The organism is Photobacterium sanguinicancri, assembly GCF_002265265.1.
Taxonomy (GTDB): domain Bacteria; phylum Pseudomonadota; class Gammaproteobacteria; order Enterobacterales; family Vibrionaceae; genus Photobacterium; species Photobacterium sanguinicancri.
In genome coordinates this window covers 1-17,771 of sequence record NZ_NOIF01000095.1, presented here as the reverse complement: position 1 = coordinate 17,771, position 17,771 = coordinate 1, and the positions used below count along the sequence as shown (strand labels likewise).

Sequence of the window (17,771 nt, the reverse complement as noted above, 5' to 3'; positions counted from 1 at the left end):
ATATAATCTATTACGAAAGTAACCACGACACCGCTTTCTCCACTCGCTGAGTAAATACGGGTAATGAGAACTCATCTAGGTGCGCTTTATGCTGTTGCGGCTGAGGCATCGGACGCAGCCCATTCTGAATGTCAGTCAGAATCGCTTTCAGGTCTGCACCATTATCGTTACGTGGATCTTCAAATAAGAACCCTGTTTTACCATCAACGACAGTTTCGACAAACGGAGAAGCCTTCACAGCCAAGACTGGCAGATTACAATGTTGCGCTTCAATCACATTTAAGCCCAAGGCTTCTTTTTCAGGAAGCCCTGCAATTAAAAAATCGAGCTGGCTATAAATACCTTCAACATTTTTCTGGAACCCCCAGAAACGTACGCGATCACCTAACGGTCCCAAAGCCTTACGTAAATCACGTACCGAGGCGTAACCACCACTACCAAAGATTTCAATATTTAGATTTGGCACTTCTGATAATGCTTGCGCTATATGTTCAAACATCAATGGAAATTGTTTAATAGGCGTAATACGCGACACAATACCGATACTCAAACCATCTTGCTTTTGCCACTGCACTTTAGGACGGAATTGTTCATAAACAGGTTCAAGCCATGACAAAATGCGATCTCGGCCTTTACGCAAATCCCAGTCATAACACGATGCTTGTAAAATGGGGGTATCTTCTTCGATATGACGAGACAGAGAGGCGACGCCATACCAAGGTTCTGGGTAAATATTCTCCACTTTGGCATCTTTCAAGCTTTCAATTACATACCGTGACACCCCAATGACACCGTCATAACCATCATAAGATGAAGGATCGCGACCATATAAAGGCATATGAGCAATCGCAATCAAACGGTGCCCCTTATCTTTCAATTGCTTACGCCATTTTTTATCAATACCACCATGAGTCAGTAGTACCGCAGGGACATCACCAAGCGCTGTTATTACACCGTCTAAGTCTGGAGTAATAGGCTGAATTTTTGTATTGCCAAATGACAACTTATGCCAATAATCAGCTTTAGGGTGCGTTAAGAGAGTATACCCAATATTCAGCGCATCTAATCCTTGGCAAAGGAAATGGGTATAAACTTCACCACCACCAAAATGCTGCTGTAAATTTAATTGAAATAACTGCTTCGTCACGCGACCACCTCTAAAAAGTGCTAAAAAAATACACTACATCATAAACTGAAAATGAGTGTAATTCCCATGACAAGAATTCCACTACTAGCACGATAGCTCTTTACTATAGTTAGTTTGGGTACATAAAAAACAATAAAAATAGAAACAGCCCTCTGAACACTCCCATGTAACACACCAAGGATGGAACGATGGATGACAACGTAAAAAATCTAGCTTCAGCAAGAGCAACGGCCCATCATAAAAAAAATATTCTGCATGTCTTCCCCACGTTTGCGATCGGTGGCCAACAAGTGCGTTTTGCCCACATCGCCAATGCCTGCCCGCAGGATTACCGTCACACTGTTGTTGCTTTAGACGGTAACTTTGATGCTAAAAGCAAATTACTAGAAACAGTAGATGCAACATTCATCGACCTACGCCAACTGAAACAACAACATGTTCTGCAGCGGATGCAGGCAATTCAGCATTATTTAGCAGACCATCAGCATGATGTATTGATGACCTACAATTGGGGCGCGATTGAATGGGCATTAGCACACCGTATTTTCCCTCATGCAACGACCTCAGCAACAGCCACCAAACACGTCCATTGGGAAGACGGCTTTGGCCCCGAAGAGCAACAAGATCGCTTACCGCGCCGAAATATTTTTCGTCGCCTCGCACTGTCCGATGACACCAAGGTAGTAGTGCCCTCGCACCAGCTTCAACATATCGCACAACAGGATTGGCATGTTGCTGCATCGCAATTAGTTTATTTCCCCAACGGCATCGCACTGCCAGAATCGCGTTCTCATACCGCTTCAGATACCGCTGCAGATAAAGATACACCCAGTTCAAAAACAACCGAACAGGCCCAAGAGCCGACCTTTATTACGCTGGCTACCTTACGAGCTGAAAAAAACATCCCACGCTTAATCGATAGCTTCTTAGCGGCCGTGCCCAGTGGGAAATTAATTATTGGTGGCGGGGGTCCCTTACTCGAGGAACTGCGTGAATATGTCATCCAGCTCGATCAAACCGACCGTATTGAGCTAACGGGTAACGTCACCGACATCTGGGGATTTCTCGCCCGTGGGGATGTGTTTTGTTTATCGTCGGATACCGAGCAAATGCCGATCTCGATATTAGAAGCGATGGCAATGGGACTGCCCGTTGTCTCAACCGATGTCGGTGACATTAAAACCATGCTATCACCCGAAAACATAGCCTATATCGCGGCGCCAAGTGATTACCCTGAAGCAATGAAGAAGCTATTAGCACATCAAGATTACTGGCCAACCATAGGCCGAGCCAATAAGCTGCGTGTATCGCAACAATTCAGCTTCGAGACCATGATAAAAAACTTTGCCGCCCTGCTTTAAATACGATCTGCTATTTTTATTACATGGCATTCTTGAATGATCAAATCGAATACACGGTCAATCAATGCATTAAGCGCTAACAGTATATAAATAAGAAGGGCGTTATCATTTACCGCACTGAGTTCACATCACAGCCACCATGAAAAAGATTATTGGTTATTCCTTGACTATCTGATTTAAATTAACCGCAGTTCATGATAATCTGCGCGCCCTTCTAACACTGAGTGAAACAGCAATGAGCAAAGGTACGTTATACATTGTGTCGGCACCAAGCGGTGCGGGTAAATCAAGCTTGATTAACGCCCTATTGGAAACCAACCCAACTTATGACATGAAAGTATCGGTTTCTCACACCACGCGCGGTATGCGCCCAGGTGAAGAACACGGCGTTCATTACAACTTCGTAAGTGTTGAAGAATTTACTGAACTTGCAAGCAAAAGTGCTTTTCTTGAGCATGCAGAAGTATTTGGCAATTACTACGGTACGTCACGTCCGTGGATTGAAGATCAGCTAAACAAAGGAATCGACGTATTCCTTGATATCGACTGGCAAGGTGCGCGTCAAATTCGCAAGCAGATGCCACAAGCGAAAAGCCTGTTTATTCTTCCGCCATCAAAAGAAGAATTAGAGCGTCGACTTAATGCGCGCGGCCAAGACAGCGATGCTGTTATTGCTCGTCGTATGGAAGAGGCACGTTCTGAGATTTCACATTACAGCGAATACGATTACGTGATCGTGAATGATGATTTTGATGTTGCTCTTATCGATTTCAAAGCGATTATCCGCGCAGAACGATTGAAGCAAGACAAACAAACTGCTAAATATAACAGCATGCTGAACGCCCTACTGGCAGAACAGTAAGTATTTTTGTACAATTTTCCCTCTTTTTTTATATAACCACTGGAGTCCTCCATGGCACGCGTAACCGTTCAAGACGCTGTTGATAAAATTGGCAACCGTTTCGATCTGATCCAAGTTGCTTCACGCCGCGCTCGTCAAATGCAAACTGGCGGTAAGGATCCACTGGTTCCAGAAGAAAACGACAAGTACACAGTGATCGCGCTTCGTGAAATCGAAGAAGGCCTTATCACTAAGGATATTCTTGATGCTCGTGAGCGTCAGGAACTTCAAGAGCAAGAAGCAGCAGAGCTAGCAGCAGTTAGCGCTATTGCAGGCGACCACCGTTAATTCAGGGAACCGGGCGATTGTATCTTTTTGATAGCCTGAAAGAAGTCGCAACCGAATACCTGCCAGAGCCTCACATCGAGGCTCTTAGGCAGGCTTATCTCGTTGCGCGTGATGCCCACGAAGGGCAGACTCGCTCTAGTGGCGAACCTTATATCATCCACCCGATTGCTGTGGCCCGCATTCTTGCGGAAATGCGCCTCGATTACGAGACGTTAATGGCTGCACTTCTCCATGATGTAATCGAAGACACCGAAGTGACCAAGGAAGACTTGGAAACCCGCTTTAGTGCCACCGTTGCAGAATTGGTTGATGGCGTATCGAAGCTGGATAAACTGAAGTTCCGCGACCGCAAAGAAGCGCAAGCAGAGAACTTCCGCAAAATGATCATGGCAATGGCCCATGACATTCGCGTCATTCTAATCAAATTGGCTGACCGCACGCACAACATGCGCACCCTAGGTGCTCTGCGTCCGGATAAACGCCGTCGTATTGCCCGCGAAACGCTCGAAATATTCTCTCCACTGGCACACCGTCTTGGTATTCATAACATCAAAACTGAACTCGAAGAGTTAGGCTTTGAAGCGTTATATCCAAACCGTTATAAAGTGCTCAAAGAAGTGGTGGCAGCAGCGCGTGGTAATCGTAAAGAAATGATTAATAAGATTCACGCAGAAATCGAGGGTCGCCTTGAAGATGCGGGAATTAAAGGTACGGTTGTCGGCCGTGAAAAGAACCTGTACTCCATCTATAACAAGATGAAGAGTAAGGAACAGCGTTTCCATTCAATAATGGATATCTACGCGTTCCGTGTTCTGGTCACCGATCTCGACACCTGCTACCGCGTATTGGGCCAAGTACATAACCTGTACAAACCACGCCCAAGCCGCATGAAAGACTACATTGCGATCCCAAAAGCCAATGGCTATCAATCACTGCATACCTCACTTGTCGGCCCACATGGTGTGCCTGTTGAAGTACAAATTCGTACTGACGACATGGACCAAATGGCAGACAAAGGTGTCGCAGCACATTGGACTTACAAAGACGGTGAAAGCTCAGGCACTACCGCCCAAGTGAAAGCACAGCGTTGGATGCAGAGCTTACTTGAGCTACAACAAAGTGCCGGTAATTCTTTTGAATTTATCGAAAACGTCAAATCAGATCTGTTTCCAGATGAGATTTACGTCTTTACACCGAAAGGCCGTATTGTTGAATTGCCAGTCGGCGCGACCGCGGTCGATTTCGCTTATGCTGTCCATACCGATGTCGGTAATGCTTGTGTTGGTGCACGAGTTGATCGTCAACCTTACCCGCTCAGCAAACCGCTGAAAAACGGGCAGACAATTGACATTATCAGTGCGCCAGGTGCCCGTCCCAATGCTGCATGGCTCAACTATGTGGTGACATCTCGTGCCCGTGCGCGTATCCGTCAGGTACTGAAAACCATGCGCCGTGATGAATCTATCACCCTTGGTCGTCGCCTGCTGAATCATGCGCTTGGTGAGTTAAGCATCGACCAAATCAATCCAGATAATCTCCAGCAAGTGCTGTCTGATCTGCGATTGGAATCGATGGACGATTTACTGACGGATATCGGCTTAGGTGAACTAATGAGTGTAGTGATTGCTCGCCGCTTATTAGGTAACCCTGAAGAACTGAATAACCATAATGAAGGTGCACGACGCTTACCGATCCAGGGTGCTGATGGCATCTTGCTCACGTTTGCCAATTGCTGTCACCCAATCAATGGCGACCCCATTATGGCGCACGTCAGTCCGGGTAAAGGCCTGGTTATTCACCGTGAAGAATGTGCCAATATTCGTGGTTACCAAAAAGAACCCGATAAGTACATGGCGGTAGAGTGGAGCGAAGACTTTGAACAAGAATTCGTGACTAACCTAAAAGTGGACATGCAAAACCACCAAGGTGCACTGGCGGATTTAACCAACACGATTGCGGCAACAGGCTCCAATATTCAAGGGCTAGCAACCGAAGAAAAAGATGGCCGTTTATACACCATCACGGTTCGCTTAACGACCAAAGGTCGTATCCACCTAGCCAATATTATGCGCCGAATTCGTGTAATGCCGAATGTTGTCCGTGTGGCCCGCCAGAAAAACTGATACAGCCGCATCAACAACCACTTATTCTAAACGCCCTCTTTTGGGCGTTTTTATTTATGGATATTAATCAACGACTATGACTCCTGATCGTTACCAACGTATTCAATCTGTGCTGGCAACTCGCCAAATCGACCTTACCGTTTGTATGGAAGAAGTGCACAAACCTAACAATGTATCAGCGATTGTGCGCACTGCTGACGCAGTCGGCATCCATAAAGTGCATGCCGTCTGGCCAGATGACAAGATGCGGATGCTTAGCCATACCTCTGCGGGGGCACGTAATTGGGTTGAACTAGAAACACACGACACCATGGTTGATGCGGTTCAACACCTAAAAAGCCAAGGCATGCAAGTCCTCGCCACCAACCTCTCAGATACAGCGATTGATTTCCGGGAAGTGGATTACACCAAACCAACAGCGATTATCTTAGGCGGCGAGAAAAACGGCATCACCCAAGAAGCCTTAAACCTTGCCGATCAAGACATCATCATTCCAATGGTTGGTATGGTACAGTCGTTAAATGTGTCGGTGGCCAGTGCCCTCATTTTGTATGAAGCACAACGCCAGCGCCAAAACGCAGGCATGTACGACCAAGCAACCACCCAGCTACCTGACGAAGTGGTGCACCGTATTTTGTTTGAACGCGGCCACCCAGTACTCGCCAAAGTGGCGCGTCGTAAAGGCTTGCCTTACCCGCCACTGGATAACGAAGGTCAGATCGTGGCTGACGATGCGTGGTGGGCAACCATGCAGGCGATTGAACCAAAGAAAAACAAGCAAAAATAGCCAATAAGGACATGCGATGAGCGGACAGCTACTAGATACCATCGCCCTCACCGAACTTGCTGGTGTTGGCGCTAAAATGGCAGAAAAACTAACCAAGATTGGGCTCAATACCGTCCAAGACCTGTTGTTTCATCTGCCGCTCCGCTATGAAGATCGTACCCGAATTTGGCCGATTGCCGGTGTGATGCCCGGTCAGCACCTCACAATTCAAGGTGAAGTGCTCAACAACAGCATTACCTTTGGCAAACGAAAAATGCTTAGCGTCAAAATCAGCGATGGTAATGGCGCGGCAACCCTTCGCTTTTTTAACTTCAACGCGGCGATGAAAAACAGCTTAGCAGAAGGGAAGCAAGTTAAAGCCTACGGCGAAATTAAACGCGGTAAGTTTGGGGTCGAGATAATTCACCCCGACTACAAGGTGTTTTCTGAAACCACCGAGCTCAGTGTTGAAGAAACATTAACGCCGGTATACCCGACCACCGATGGCTTACGCCAACTCACCCTACGCAGCCTAACAGACCAAGCGCTGAAGCTACTGGATAAAGCCGCCGTGAGTGAGTTATTACCGGAAGGTTTATACGATCGCCAAATGACGCTGGCGCAAGCCTTACGCATCATGCATCGCCCTACGCCTGATATCTCGCTGGACCAACTTGAAGAAGGCAAGCATCCCGCACAGCATCGTTTGATATTAGAAGAACTGCTCGCTCAAAATTTATCGATGCTCGCGGTACGCAGCAACAGTCAGCGTCATGATGCATGGCCGCTCAGTGCCAAACAGAATCTCAAGCAGCAGTTTCTTGCTGGTTTACCATTCAGCCCAACAGGGGCGCAACAGCGGGTCGTTGCCGACATCGAACAAGACCTGACGCTCGCGCACCCTATGATGCGCTTAGTTCAAGGAGATGTTGGCTCTGGTAAAACCTTAGTCGCCGCTCTGGCTGCGTTACGCGCAATCGAACACGGCTATCAAGTCGCATTAATGGCACCAACCGAATTGCTTGCCGAGCAACACGCCCAAAACTTTGCCAACTGGTTCAATCCTCTCGATATTCAAGTCGGATGGATGGCAGGTAAACTCAAAGGTAAAGCCCGTGAAACCGAATTAGCGCGCATTGAAAGCGGCGAAGCCAAGATGGTGGTCGGCACGCACGCCCTATTTCAAGACCACGTAATATTTAACAACCTCACTTTAGTGATCATTGATGAACAGCACCGCTTTGGTGTCCATCAACGGTTAGAACTCCGAGAAAAAGGCGCCAATGAAGGTCGCTATCCACACCAACTGATCATGACGGCTACGCCGATCCCACGGACGTTAGCGATGACAGCGTACGCTGATTTGGAAACCTCGGTGATTGATGAATTGCCGCCAGGGCGAACCCCGATCAAAACCGTGGCACTGTCCGACTCTCGCCGCCCAGAGATCATTGAGCGTATTCGATCTGCGTGCCAAACCGAAGGCCGCCAAGCTTATTGGGTTTGTACCCTTATTGATGAATCGGAAGTATTAGAAGCCCAAGCCGCCTCTGACACCGCCGATGAGCTGACCGCCCTATTGCCCGAACTCAAAATAGGCTTAGTGCATGGCCGAATGAAAGCCGCAGAAAAACAAGCTGTCATGGCGCAGTTCAAAGACGGTGACCTCGATTTATTAGTCGCAACCACTGTGATTGAAGTGGGTGTCGATGTGCCCAATGCCAGTTTAATGGTGATTGAAAACCCAGAGCGCCTAGGTTTAGCCCAGCTCCACCAGCTACGCGGCCGTGTCGGTCGTGGCCAAGTTGCCAGCCACTGTGTACTGTTGTATCACGCCCCTCTGTCACAAACCGCGCAGAAACGCTTGGGGGTGTTACGCGAAAGTAGCGATGGCTTTGTTATTGCCCAGCGCGACTTAGAAATCCGTGGGCCTGGGGAGTTACTCGGCACCAAACAAACCGGTATCGCCGATTTTAAAGTCGCTGATCTGGTGCGTGACCAACACCTTATCCCCCAAGTGCAAAAGCTAGCTCGATACATTCACGATAAATATCCATCGAATGCCGAAGCCATTATTGAACGCTGGCTGGGCCAGCGCGAAAACTATTCCAACGCTTAGCCTGCAAGGCAATGCAGCCCTTTATCTCTTTCTGATAGGCATAAAGGGCTGACTTTTCATTACTCAACACCCAAGTGAGAAAATCCGCCCACAAAACTACACAGCGATCGCTGTTAATAAGCATATCTTTCACCGTTACATTTCAACCGTGATCCCTCCAGCCCTGTAAACATAAAGGCCTTAGCCACTAACCTTGTTTTTCACCCTTTAGTTTGTCATTTATCAAGGTAGCGACTTTTCTTATCGCAAAACAACGCAAACGATTGCTATTTTCTACAAGGTAATTACAATAGCGCACAAAATTCGTCCACCTCCATCTCTCCCGTGTTGGTTGAAGCTGATTAACAGCAATCACAGATATATTCAGTCAATACATACTGCGGCCCATTCAGCGCATGCAGTCAGGGAACCAGAGATAAACCAAGGAAAACATACGGCATGACCCGTCAACACAGCGATATTGAAGCGCCGCGTAAGTCTGATCTCATCTATCGATTAGAAGACCGCCCGCCGCTACCACAAACTCTATTTGCAGCACTACAGCACCTTCTTGCGATGTTTGTGGCTGTCGTAACGCCCTCGCTGATTATTTGTCAGGCGCTGGGTTTACCTGCCAGTGATACCAACACCATTGTCAGTATGTCGTTATTTGCTTCCGGTATCGCCTCGTTTATCCAAATCAAAACCTTTGGCCCAGTAGGTTCAGGCTTACTATCGATTCAAGGCACCAGCTTCAATTTCCTTGGCCCTATCATAGGTGCAGGTTTAGCGCTTAAAGCTGGCGGTGCAGATGTCCCTACCATGATGGCCGCCATCTTCGGGACTATCTTGGTTGCTTCATTCACTGAAGTCTTTATTTCTCGCATCTTGCAGCATGCTCAACGTGTTATCACGCCGCTAGTTTCAGGCATAGTGGTCACCCTAATCGGCCTGACGCTGATTCAAATCGGCTTAACGTCAATGGGCGGTGGTTATGCCGCACTAGAAAGTGGCACCTTCGGCAGCCTAGATAACCTGATGCTGGCGGGTACGGTATTAGCCTTTATCGTGCTACTGAATCGCGTTAAGAACCCTTACCTGCGCGTATCATCTATCGTCATTGCGATGGCTGCAGGCACAATACTTGCCGCCTTCATGGGGATGATTGATACCTCTCGCAGTGCAGACACCGCCTTCATCGCGATCCCATTACCAATGCAGTACGGTTTAGGCTTCGATTGGGGCTTATTAATTCCACTGGTGATTGTATTTGCGATTACTTCACTTGAAGCCATTGGTGATATTACCGCGACATCAGAAACCTCAGAGCAGCCTGTCGCTGGCCCTGTGTACATGAAGCGCATCAAAGGCGGCGTATTAGCTGATGGCCTCAACTCAGGTGTCGCTGCAATACTTAACAGCTTTCCAAATTCTACCTTTAGCCAGAACAACGGCATCATCATGCTAACGGGCGTGGCAAGTCGCTATATCGGCTTCTTTGTGGCAGGTATGCTCGTGCTACTTGGTTTATTTCCGGGCGTGGCTAACTTAGTTCAGTTAATTCCAGAACCGGTATTAGGCGGCGCTACGATCGTGATGTTCGGTACGATTGCTGCATCGGGAGTGCGTATTATCTCACGCTGTAATCTTGACCGCCGTGCCATTCTTATCATGGCGCTGTCATTTTCGATGGGCTTAGGTATTGCACAAAAACCAGAGATCCTTCAGTTCATGCCTGACATTGTAAAAAGTATCCTGTCTTCTGGTATGGCTGCGGGCGGCTTAACCGCTATCATTCTTAACTTGGTGTTACCTGAAGAACCCAAAGAAGATTAATAGCCTGTAATACGAAAACCAATAAAAAGGGTTAGCCATTGGCTAACCCTTTTTTGATCTTACCGTCTGCACCCAATCTCGCTACACTTTCTTACCACTACGAGAGGTATGCAGCGCCAAGTTGATTTGGACTCGCAAGCCGCCTTCACTGCGATTACGCACACAAATTTCGCCATCATGCTGATCGATAATTCGTTTCACAATCGCCAAGCCCAACCCTGTTCCTTCGGTTTCACGACCTCGCGCCGTGTCACCACGCGTGAGCGGTTGGAACATTCGTGAGACCTGATCAGGTTCAATCCCTGGGCCATTATCTTCAACACAATACCAAGCGGATTTACGGTCTGCCGTGGCACCACTGGAGATTTTGACCCAGCCATTACCATAGCGCAAGGCATTGCCCACTAAGTTAGCAACGGCTCGCTTCATCGCCACGTTGTTAGCCAAAATCACCCCAGGTACATCGCCAAGCTCAAGGTCAATCTGATGTTGCCCTTCGCTATCTGCGACCTCTTCCAGTAAAGCATTCAGGTCGAGCTTCTCTTCTTCCTGCTTCTTGGTTGATTTAAGGTAATCCATAAACTGACTGATGATCTCGTTACACTCTTCAGTGTCTTTGATCATGCTATCAGCGAGGTAGTTATCTTCTGGCGACATCATCTCTGTTGCCAAGCGGATCCGTGTCAGTGGGGTACGTAAATCATGACTCACACCAGCCAGCAACAACGCCCTATCTTCTTCAAGCTGCTGAATACCTTCCGACATTTGATTAAATGCCTTGGTAACCGCACGAATTTCAGAGGCGCCATTTTCCTGCAACGGTGGTGGTGTTTCACCACGAGCAACCGACAGAGCCGCTTGTTCTAGTGCGACCAAAGGCCGATTTTGAATCCGAATAAACAGCCAACCACCTGCAATCACCATAAAGGCAATAATCAGGCTATAGCGAAATAAGGGAGAGAAATCATCTTCATGCAATTCAGATAACGGCACCCGCATCAAAAAGCCCGGCATCGCATCACACTTGAGCCATAAGACATAACTGTCAGCCCCTAACACCAACCGTACTTCGGTATTGGTATCAAGTTCACGAGTCATTTCTTCGCTTAAGTATTCCACTTCTGAAGCCTGACGATATTCATCGGCTTCAACACTGTCTGCAAGGTGAAGAGTCACCCCCAACTGCTCCAACAGCTGGCGACGCAATGGCGTATCTAAATGAAAAGTATGGCCATCGGCGAGTTGTACATCTTCTTTCAGCATCAAACGCACTTCATAGGCCAAAATGCGGTTGAACTGCTTCAAACTCGGCAATAATGCATAGTTAAAAACAGCCAGATACGAGAAGATTTGGCTGGCCGTTAACAAGCCAGCCAATAAGATCAAAGTACGAGTGAACGTACTGCGCGGAGAAAAGCGCATAGGTTATGCCTCGTTACCATCCGGTACGAATACATAGCCCAAGCCCCATACCGTTTGTATGTAACGAGGGCGACTTGGATCTTCTTCAACCATACGTCGCAAGCGTGAAATTTGAACGTCGATTGAACGCTCCATTGCAGAGTATTCACGGCCACGTGCCATATTCATTAACTTATCACGCGACATTGGCTCACGAGCATTGGTCACCAATGCTTTCAATACAGCGAACTCACCCGAGGTCAGTGGCATAGATTCTTCACCACGGAACATTTCGCGTGTGCCTAAGTTCAAGCGGAACTCACCAAATTCGATCACTTTACTGTCCACACTCGGTGCGCCCGGTGCTTCAATCGTTTGACGACGCAAAACCGCACGGATACGAGCCAGTAACTCGCGTGGGTTAAACGGCTTAGGCAAGTAATCATCGGCGCCAACTTCCAAGCCAACAATACGATCGACTTCATCGCCTTTTGCCGTCAGCATCAAAATAGGCAACATGTTATTGGCGTTACGTAAACGACGACAAATAGACAAGCCATCTTCACCTGGCAGCATTAAATCTAATACCATCAAGTGGAATGTTTCGCGCGATAACAGACGATCCATCTGCTCGCCATTAGCGACACTGCGAACCTGAAAACCTTGCTCTGATAGGTAGCGTTCCAACAACGCACGCAAACGCATATCATCATCAACAACTAGAATTTTATAATTTTCCTGCATATCTTCTACCTTACGGCATCAAGCCTGTTATCGTTCTCAGCCGCTATAGTACTCGAGTCATCCTGACCTAAGCTTAAATTCGCAGCTAAAATGTGAGCTAAATTGTTACTGGGTATGTCTAGCACAGTAACGCATTGCCAAGCCAACAACACGCAATTGTTTCCTATATTCTAATGCTTTAACCCGTCACACTCTGTTTTTGTAAATATTGACCTAAGCCACAATGCGTAACACTATTTAGACTCAAGACTCAAAAACATGACACCGTCGAGGGTCTCCTGAATATATCAAAGTATGCGCCATGATTAGGAACTCGCATGAAAACCAATCTCATCACCCGTGAGGGCTATGACAAACTCAAAAGTGAACTTGAGTTTTTATGGTACGAAGAACGCCCTGAAGTCACCAAAAAAGTAACATGGGCCGCTAGCCTTGGCGATCGCAGTGAAAATGCAGATTATCAATACAATAAAAAACGCCTGCGCGAAATTGACCGTCGGGTACGCTTTCTGCGTAAACGATTGGAAGTCGTTAAAGTGATCGACTATTCCCCTCAGCAGGATGGCAAAGTTTTCTTTGGTGCGTTTGTTGAAATAGAAAATGAAGCGGGAGACAGTAAAGCCTTCCGCATTGTCGGCCCAGATGAAATTTATGGCCGTAACGACTATATTTCGATCGACTCTCCCATGGCACGTGCCATGTTGAAAAAAGAAGTCGATGAAGAATTTGAAGTGGTGACCCCGCAAGGACGAAAGCTGTGGTTTGTAAATAGTATCCGCTACTGTTAGTCGCTGAATACGCCACGATTTCATCATAAGATATAGTGTGATATGCCCGATTCATCGTGATTATCACACTGACACAGTCTTAACATTACACTGCTTGTCAGCGTCGGATTCCTCCGTAGAATGGCACCAGTTAACGATCATAACCAAGAGATACCAACGGATGAACAACGCTATCAACCAGATGATTGCCAACGAACTCAGCGTTCGCGTAGAGCAAGTCACAGCCGCAGTCACTCTGTTAGATGACGGTAATACGGTTCCCTTTATTGCCCGCTACCGCAAGGAAGTCACCAACGGGCTGGATGATACCCAGCTTCGTAACCTCGAATCACGCCTCGGCTACTTACGTGAATTAGATGATCGCCGCAAAGTGATTTTGAAATCAATCACCGAGCAAGGAAAACTCACCAGTCAACTTGAAGCGGAAATTTTATCGGCTGACAGCAAAACCCGCCTTGAAGATCTGTATCTACCTTACAAACAAAAACGTCGAACTAAAGGTCAGATTGCGATTGAAGCAGGCTTAGAACCACTGGCAGACACTCTATGGCAGCAACCTAACCATGAACCAGAAGCCACCGCAGCGCAGTACATCAGCGCAGATAAAGGCATAGCCGATACCAAAGCCGCGCTTGATGGGGCTCGTGCTATTTTAATGGAACGCTTTGCTGAAGATGCGGCACTGCTGGATAAAGTACGTCGCCACTTGCAAACCCAAGCAGAGCTGACCGCGCGCGTAATTGACGGAAAAGAGCACGAAGGTGCTAAGTTCAAAGACTACTTTGAGCACAACGAATTACTGAAAAACGTCCCTTCCCACCGTGCCCTTGCTATGTTCCGTGGTCGTAACGAAGGTTTTTTACAGCTATCACTTAATGCCGACCCTGCCCAAGATGAAGGCGTACGCGGTTCATACTGTGAAGTAATTATTGCCAACCACTATGGCGTGACCCTTGGCAACCAACCTGCCGATACTTGGCGTAAGCAAGTGATCAGTTGGGCATGGCGTATCAAAATTTTGATGCACATGGAAACGGAGCTCATGAGTGCGCTACGTGAAAAAGCCGAAGACGGCGCGATGCAAGTCTTCGCCGATAACCTTAACGATTTGTTGATGGCAGCACCTGCTGGTCCTCGTGCCACCTTGGCACTTGACCCTGGTTTACGTACGGGTTGTAAAGTGGCAGTGATTGATGCAACGGGTAAATTACTGGACTTCGCAACCATTTATCCACACCAACCACAACGCCAAGTCGCCCAATCGGAAGCGGCCGTATTAAGCTTGATCACCAAACATAAGGTTGATTTGATCGCCATTGGTAACGGTACTGCTTCACGTGAAACAGATGCCTTTGTCGCGAAACTACTAAAAGATAACAATCTTAAAGTACAAAGTGTGATGGTCAGTGAGGCAGGTGCATCGGTGTATTCAGCTTCTGAATTTGCCGCCAACGAATTCCCCGATTTAGATGTCTCCATTCGTGGTGCCGTTTCTATCGGTCGTCGTCTCCAAGACCCTCTCGCAGAGCTAGTGAAGATCGATCCAAAAGCCATCGGTGTTGGCCAATACCAACACGATGTTAGCCAGAGCATGCTGGCAAAACGTCTGGATGCGGTAGTGGAAGACTGTGTAAATGCCGTTGGTGTCGATGTAAACATGGCTTCAGCAGCACTCTTAACGCGAGTGGCTGGTTTAAGTAAAACCATGGCACAAAACGTGGTGGACTACCGCGATGAAAATGGTCGATTTGAAAGCCGTACTGCATTGAAAAAAGTGGCACGTTTAGGGCCAAAAGCCTTTGAACAATGTGCGGGCTTCTTGCGTATTATGAATGGTAAAAACCCACTCGATAGCTCAGCAGTTCACCCTGAGTCTTACGCTGTGGTCAAAACCATTGCTGCGAATAACAGCAAGCCTATCGATGCGATCATCGGTAATACCGAGTTCCTACGCACCCTTAAAGCGGCGGATTACACTGATGAAAAATTTGGTCTACCCACAGTAACGGACATTATCAGTGAGCTTGATAAACCAGGCCGCGATCCACGCCCTGAGTTTAAAACTGCCACCTTTGCGGAAGGCGTTCACGAAGTCAAAGACTTGATTCCAGGTATGGTACTGGAAGGCGTGATCACCAACGTAACCAACTTTGGCGCCTTTGTGGATGTGGGGGTTCACCAAGATGGTCTTGTCCATATCTCTGCTCTATCTGACAAGTTTGTCGCTGATCCACGTGAAGTGGTGAAAGCTGGTGACGTAGTCAAAGTGAAAGTGATGGAAGTGGATTTGCAGCGTAAGCGTATCGCTATGACCATGCGAATGAGCGACGAACCCGGCCAAGAGAAGCCTGCACGTAAACCACAAGGTCAAGCGCCTCAAGGTCAACCGCGCTCAGCGACGAATCATAACAAACACGCCAATAACAACGCACGCAACCAAGATAATAGTGGTGGTGCGATGGGTGGCGCTTTTGCAGCAGCCTTTGCTAAAGCGAAAAAATAACCTCGCCCGATCTGTTATCACACCTTCTGAGATCACAGCTATAGCGGCATAAATCGAGTAGGAGGAGGCCTCACGGCCTCCGTCCTCTCACACCACCGTACAAGCGTGAGTCGCATACGGCGGTTCCGAATATATTTTCAGTGACTCATACCCATCTCGCAATGAGTACAGCCCCAACTCCTCGAATGTATCTCCGTTTGCGTTGTTTAAGTCGGTAGCATCTTAGCCGTCGCCGTATCCATTCATCCAAGCGCTGCATGCTNCTTTTACGTATGGCAAGTTTGAAGTAGTGTTGCCAACCTCTTAGGTATTGAGTTAACTCGGTTATTACAACCTTTAACTCTCGCCCTCGATTTCGCTTCGTTATCTGCCGCACTCGTCTCTTCATTTGAGTTTGCGCTGGCTTCGATATATGGATAGTTCCATTTATCTGGAAGCGGTGGCTTAGGTAAGTTCGCTCTGTCACTCTTGTCGCGGCGCTTTTCTCTCGGTTTACCGTGAGTTTCAGTTTCTGCTCCAAGAACTCCGTTATCGACCCTTTGACTCGGTGAGCCGCTTCCTCACTACCTACGTAAATTTGGCAGTCGTCTGCATATCGACAGAACTTATGCCCTCTACGATCTAACTCTTTATCCAGTTCATCTAATACGATATTGGAGAGCAACGGAGATAATGGTCCACCCTGTGGTGTGCCTCGTTGTCTCTGTTCAACTAACCCGTTTCGCATTATGCCTGCCTGTAGATATGACCTGATGAGCTTCAACACTCGTTTATCAGCAATGTCCTGTGACAATCTATACATCAGCCTGTCATGGTTCACTGTATCGAAGTATTTCGCTAAGTCGATATCTACCACATAACCTCGCCCTTCTCGGATGTAGCGACTGGCTACCGCTAGTGCTTGGTGGGCACTGCGGTTCGGTCTAAATCCGTANCTGCTATCGGAGAATTTCAGTTCATAGATATCTGTCAGCACTGAAGTGATTGCCTGTTGGACAACTCTATCAAGGACTGTTGGGATGCCTAGTTGCCTGACCCCACCGCTAGGTTTGGGGATTTCCACACCAAGAACGGGTTGCGGTTGATAACTTCCATCCAGAAGACTCTGGCGAAGCGCTTGCCCGTTTGAAGACTGTCGAAGCATTGAGATGGTGGCATTAATATCGAGTTTATCAACGCCTGCACACCCTTTGTTCTTCTTCACTCTTCGTAGAGCTTGATTCAAGTTAGTTGAAGAGCAGATTTGCTCCATCAACGAAGTTGAGNTCACCAAGACTCGTCCTCCTGTCTACGCCGACCATGCTTGTCATTCTTCGTGACCATGAGCTTTACTTGCGGTATCGCCCATTGGGACGTAGAGATGATTTTCATCTTGCTATGACTCCACATGATTGAGTGTCTAGTGACTGCTTCCTGATATATTCAGTTCAGGCCTTCCCTTGAGTTGTACTTCCTCAAGGTACTATGCCTTCTGCTGACTTCTTACCACCCGTCACACAGCATCACTACTGCATTAGTCTCATCTGAGACAGGCAATAAGATCTCCCGAGGTAAGACGTTGCTCTTTCCCTTGGCCGTGCCTGATTTATCACTACACACTTCCCGTCGAGGCATTGGGCTATTCTATCTATTGCTAGGTTACCCAAGTTGTAGTGACCTACTATCGGATTTCTGTTCGTCACAACCAAGTTTTGCCATTTGCTTCCTTCAGATTTCACCTCACGGTGAACACCCTTGCATAGGCTAACGGTTCTCGCTCGACTGAGCCCGTAGAGGACTTTCACCTCCTAGATCAACACCATGCTCGGCGCACAA

Annotated in this window: 12 protein-coding genes and 1 pseudogene; 9 read left to right on the top strand and 4 right to left on the bottom strand. The window is 47.7% G+C overall.

Annotated features, from left to right (window positions below):
* Nucleotides 1–10 precede the first annotated feature (10 nt).
* The gene (locus ASV53_RS14575; protein ID WP_094957591.1) at nt 11–1,147 is read right to left on the bottom strand and encodes a glycosyltransferase family 4 protein; all 1,137 of its coding nucleotides are present in this window, start codon (nt 1,145–1,147) and stop codon (nt 11–13) included.
* Between the two features lie 188 nt (nt 1,148–1,335).
* Here ASV53_RS14575 and ASV53_RS14570 point away from each other — a divergent pair, with 188 nt between their 5' ends.
* The 7 genes from ASV53_RS14570 (at nt 1,336) to ASV53_RS14540 (ending at nt 10,520) form a co-directional block, all read left to right on the top strand.
* Nucleotides 1,336–2,508, top strand: coding sequence for a glycosyltransferase family 4 protein (locus tag ASV53_RS14570; protein ID WP_094957590.1), 1,173 nt, complete (start codon nt 1,336–1,338; stop codon nt 2,506–2,508).
* A 235-nt stretch (nt 2,509–2,743) separates the two neighbouring features.
* Nucleotides 2,744–3,370 carry a guanylate kinase gene (gene gmk, locus ASV53_RS14565; RefSeq protein WP_094957589.1) on the top strand — a complete coding sequence of 209 codons (627 nt, stop codon included), beginning with the start codon at nt 2,744–2,746 and terminating at the stop codon, nt 3,368–3,370.
* Nucleotides 3,371–3,421: 51 nt separating this feature from the next.
* Nucleotides 3,422–3,697, top strand: coding sequence for a DNA-directed RNA polymerase subunit omega (gene rpoZ / locus ASV53_RS14560; protein WP_062688277.1), 276 nt, complete (start codon nt 3,422–3,424; stop codon nt 3,695–3,697).
* 17 nt (nt 3,698–3,714) lie between these two features.
* Complete coding sequence (gene spoT / locus ASV53_RS14555; protein WP_094957588.1) at nt 3,715–5,820, top strand: bifunctional GTP diphosphokinase/guanosine-3',5'-bis pyrophosphate 3'-pyrophosphohydrolase; 2,106 nt, start codon at nt 3,715–3,717, stop codon at nt 5,818–5,820.
* Nucleotides 5,821–5,896: 76 nt separating this feature from the next.
* A complete protein-coding gene (gene trmH, locus ASV53_RS14550) occupies nt 5,897–6,607 on the top strand; it encodes a tRNA (guanosine(18)-2'-O)-methyltransferase TrmH (RefSeq protein ID WP_094957587.1) in 711 nt (236 codons plus the stop codon).
* A gap of 16 nt (nt 6,608–6,623) precedes the next feature.
* Nucleotides 6,624–8,705, top strand: coding sequence for an ATP-dependent DNA helicase RecG (gene recG / locus ASV53_RS14545; RefSeq protein ID WP_094957586.1), 2,082 nt, complete (start codon nt 6,624–6,626; stop codon nt 8,703–8,705).
* A 438-nt stretch (nt 8,706–9,143) separates the two neighbouring features.
* Complete coding sequence (locus tag ASV53_RS14540; protein ID WP_094957585.1) at nt 9,144–10,520, top strand: uracil-xanthine permease family protein; 1,377 nt, start codon at nt 9,144–9,146, stop codon at nt 10,518–10,520.
* An 81-nt stretch (nt 10,521–10,601) separates the two neighbouring features.
* Here ASV53_RS14540 and envZ read toward each other — a convergent pair whose 3' ends face one another.
* Together envZ and ompR are read right to left on the bottom strand one after the other, a co-directional pair.
* Nucleotides 10,602–11,942, bottom strand: a complete 1,341-nt coding sequence (envZ, locus tag ASV53_RS14535; RefSeq protein WP_094957584.1) for a two-component system sensor histidine kinase EnvZ — start codon at nt 11,940–11,942, stop codon at nt 10,602–10,604.
* Nucleotides 11,943–11,945: 3 nt separating this feature from the next.
* Nucleotides 11,946–12,665 carry an osmolarity response regulator transcription factor OmpR gene (gene ompR, locus ASV53_RS14530; protein ID WP_062688272.1) on the bottom strand — a complete coding sequence of 240 codons (720 nt, stop codon included), beginning with the start codon at nt 12,663–12,665 and terminating at the stop codon, nt 11,946–11,948.
* A gap of 317 nt (nt 12,666–12,982) precedes the next feature.
* Here ompR and greB point away from each other — a divergent pair, with 317 nt between their 5' ends.
* Nucleotides 12,983–13,453: a transcription elongation factor GreB gene (gene greB, locus ASV53_RS14525; RefSeq protein WP_094957583.1), complete on the top strand. Its 471-nt coding sequence runs from the start codon at nt 12,983–12,985 to the stop codon at nt 13,451–13,453.
* 160 nt (nt 13,454–13,613) lie between these two features.
* Nucleotides 13,614–15,956, top strand: coding sequence for a Tex family protein (locus ASV53_RS14520; RefSeq protein ID WP_094957582.1), 2,343 nt, complete (start codon nt 13,614–13,616; stop codon nt 15,954–15,956).
* Between the two features lie 87 nt (nt 15,957–16,043).
* On the opposite strand, the pseudogene ltrA reads toward ASV53_RS14520, so the two are convergent.
* Nucleotides 16,044–17,208, bottom strand: a pseudogene (gene ltrA, locus ASV53_RS14515) (group II intron reverse transcriptase/maturase).
* Nucleotides 17,209–17,771: the final 563 nt, after the last annotated feature.

Coding starts and splice junctions, on each gene's coding strand:
- ASV53_RS14570 (WP_094957590.1), top strand. CDS start 1,336: ATGGATGACAACGTAAAAAATCTAGCTTCAGCAAGAGCAACGGCCCAT.
- gmk (WP_094957589.1), top strand. CDS start 2,744: ATGAGCAAAGGTACGTTATACATTGTGTCGGCACCAAGCGGTGCGGGT.
- ASV53_RS14540 (WP_094957585.1), top strand. CDS start 9,144: ATGACCCGTCAACACAGCGATATTGAAGCGCCGCGTAAGTCTGATCTC.
- rpoZ (WP_062688277.1), top strand. CDS start 3,422: ATGGCACGCGTAACCGTTCAAGACGCTGTTGATAAAATTGGCAACCGT.
- recG (WP_094957586.1), top strand. CDS start 6,624: ATGAGCGGACAGCTACTAGATACCATCGCCCTCACCGAACTTGCTGGT.
- ASV53_RS14520 (WP_094957582.1), top strand. CDS start 13,614: ATGAACAACGCTATCAACCAGATGATTGCCAACGAACTCAGCGTTCGC.
- trmH (WP_094957587.1), top strand. CDS start 5,897: ATGACTCCTGATCGTTACCAACGTATTCAATCTGTGCTGGCAACTCGC.
- envZ (WP_094957584.1), bottom strand. CDS start 11,942: ATGCGCTTTTCTCCGCGCAGTACGTTCACTCGTACTTTGATCTTATTG.
- ompR (WP_062688272.1), bottom strand. CDS start 12,665: ATGCAGGAAAATTATAAAATTCTAGTTGTTGATGATGATATGCGTTTG.
- greB (WP_094957583.1), top strand. CDS start 12,983: ATGAAAACCAATCTCATCACCCGTGAGGGCTATGACAAACTCAAAAGT.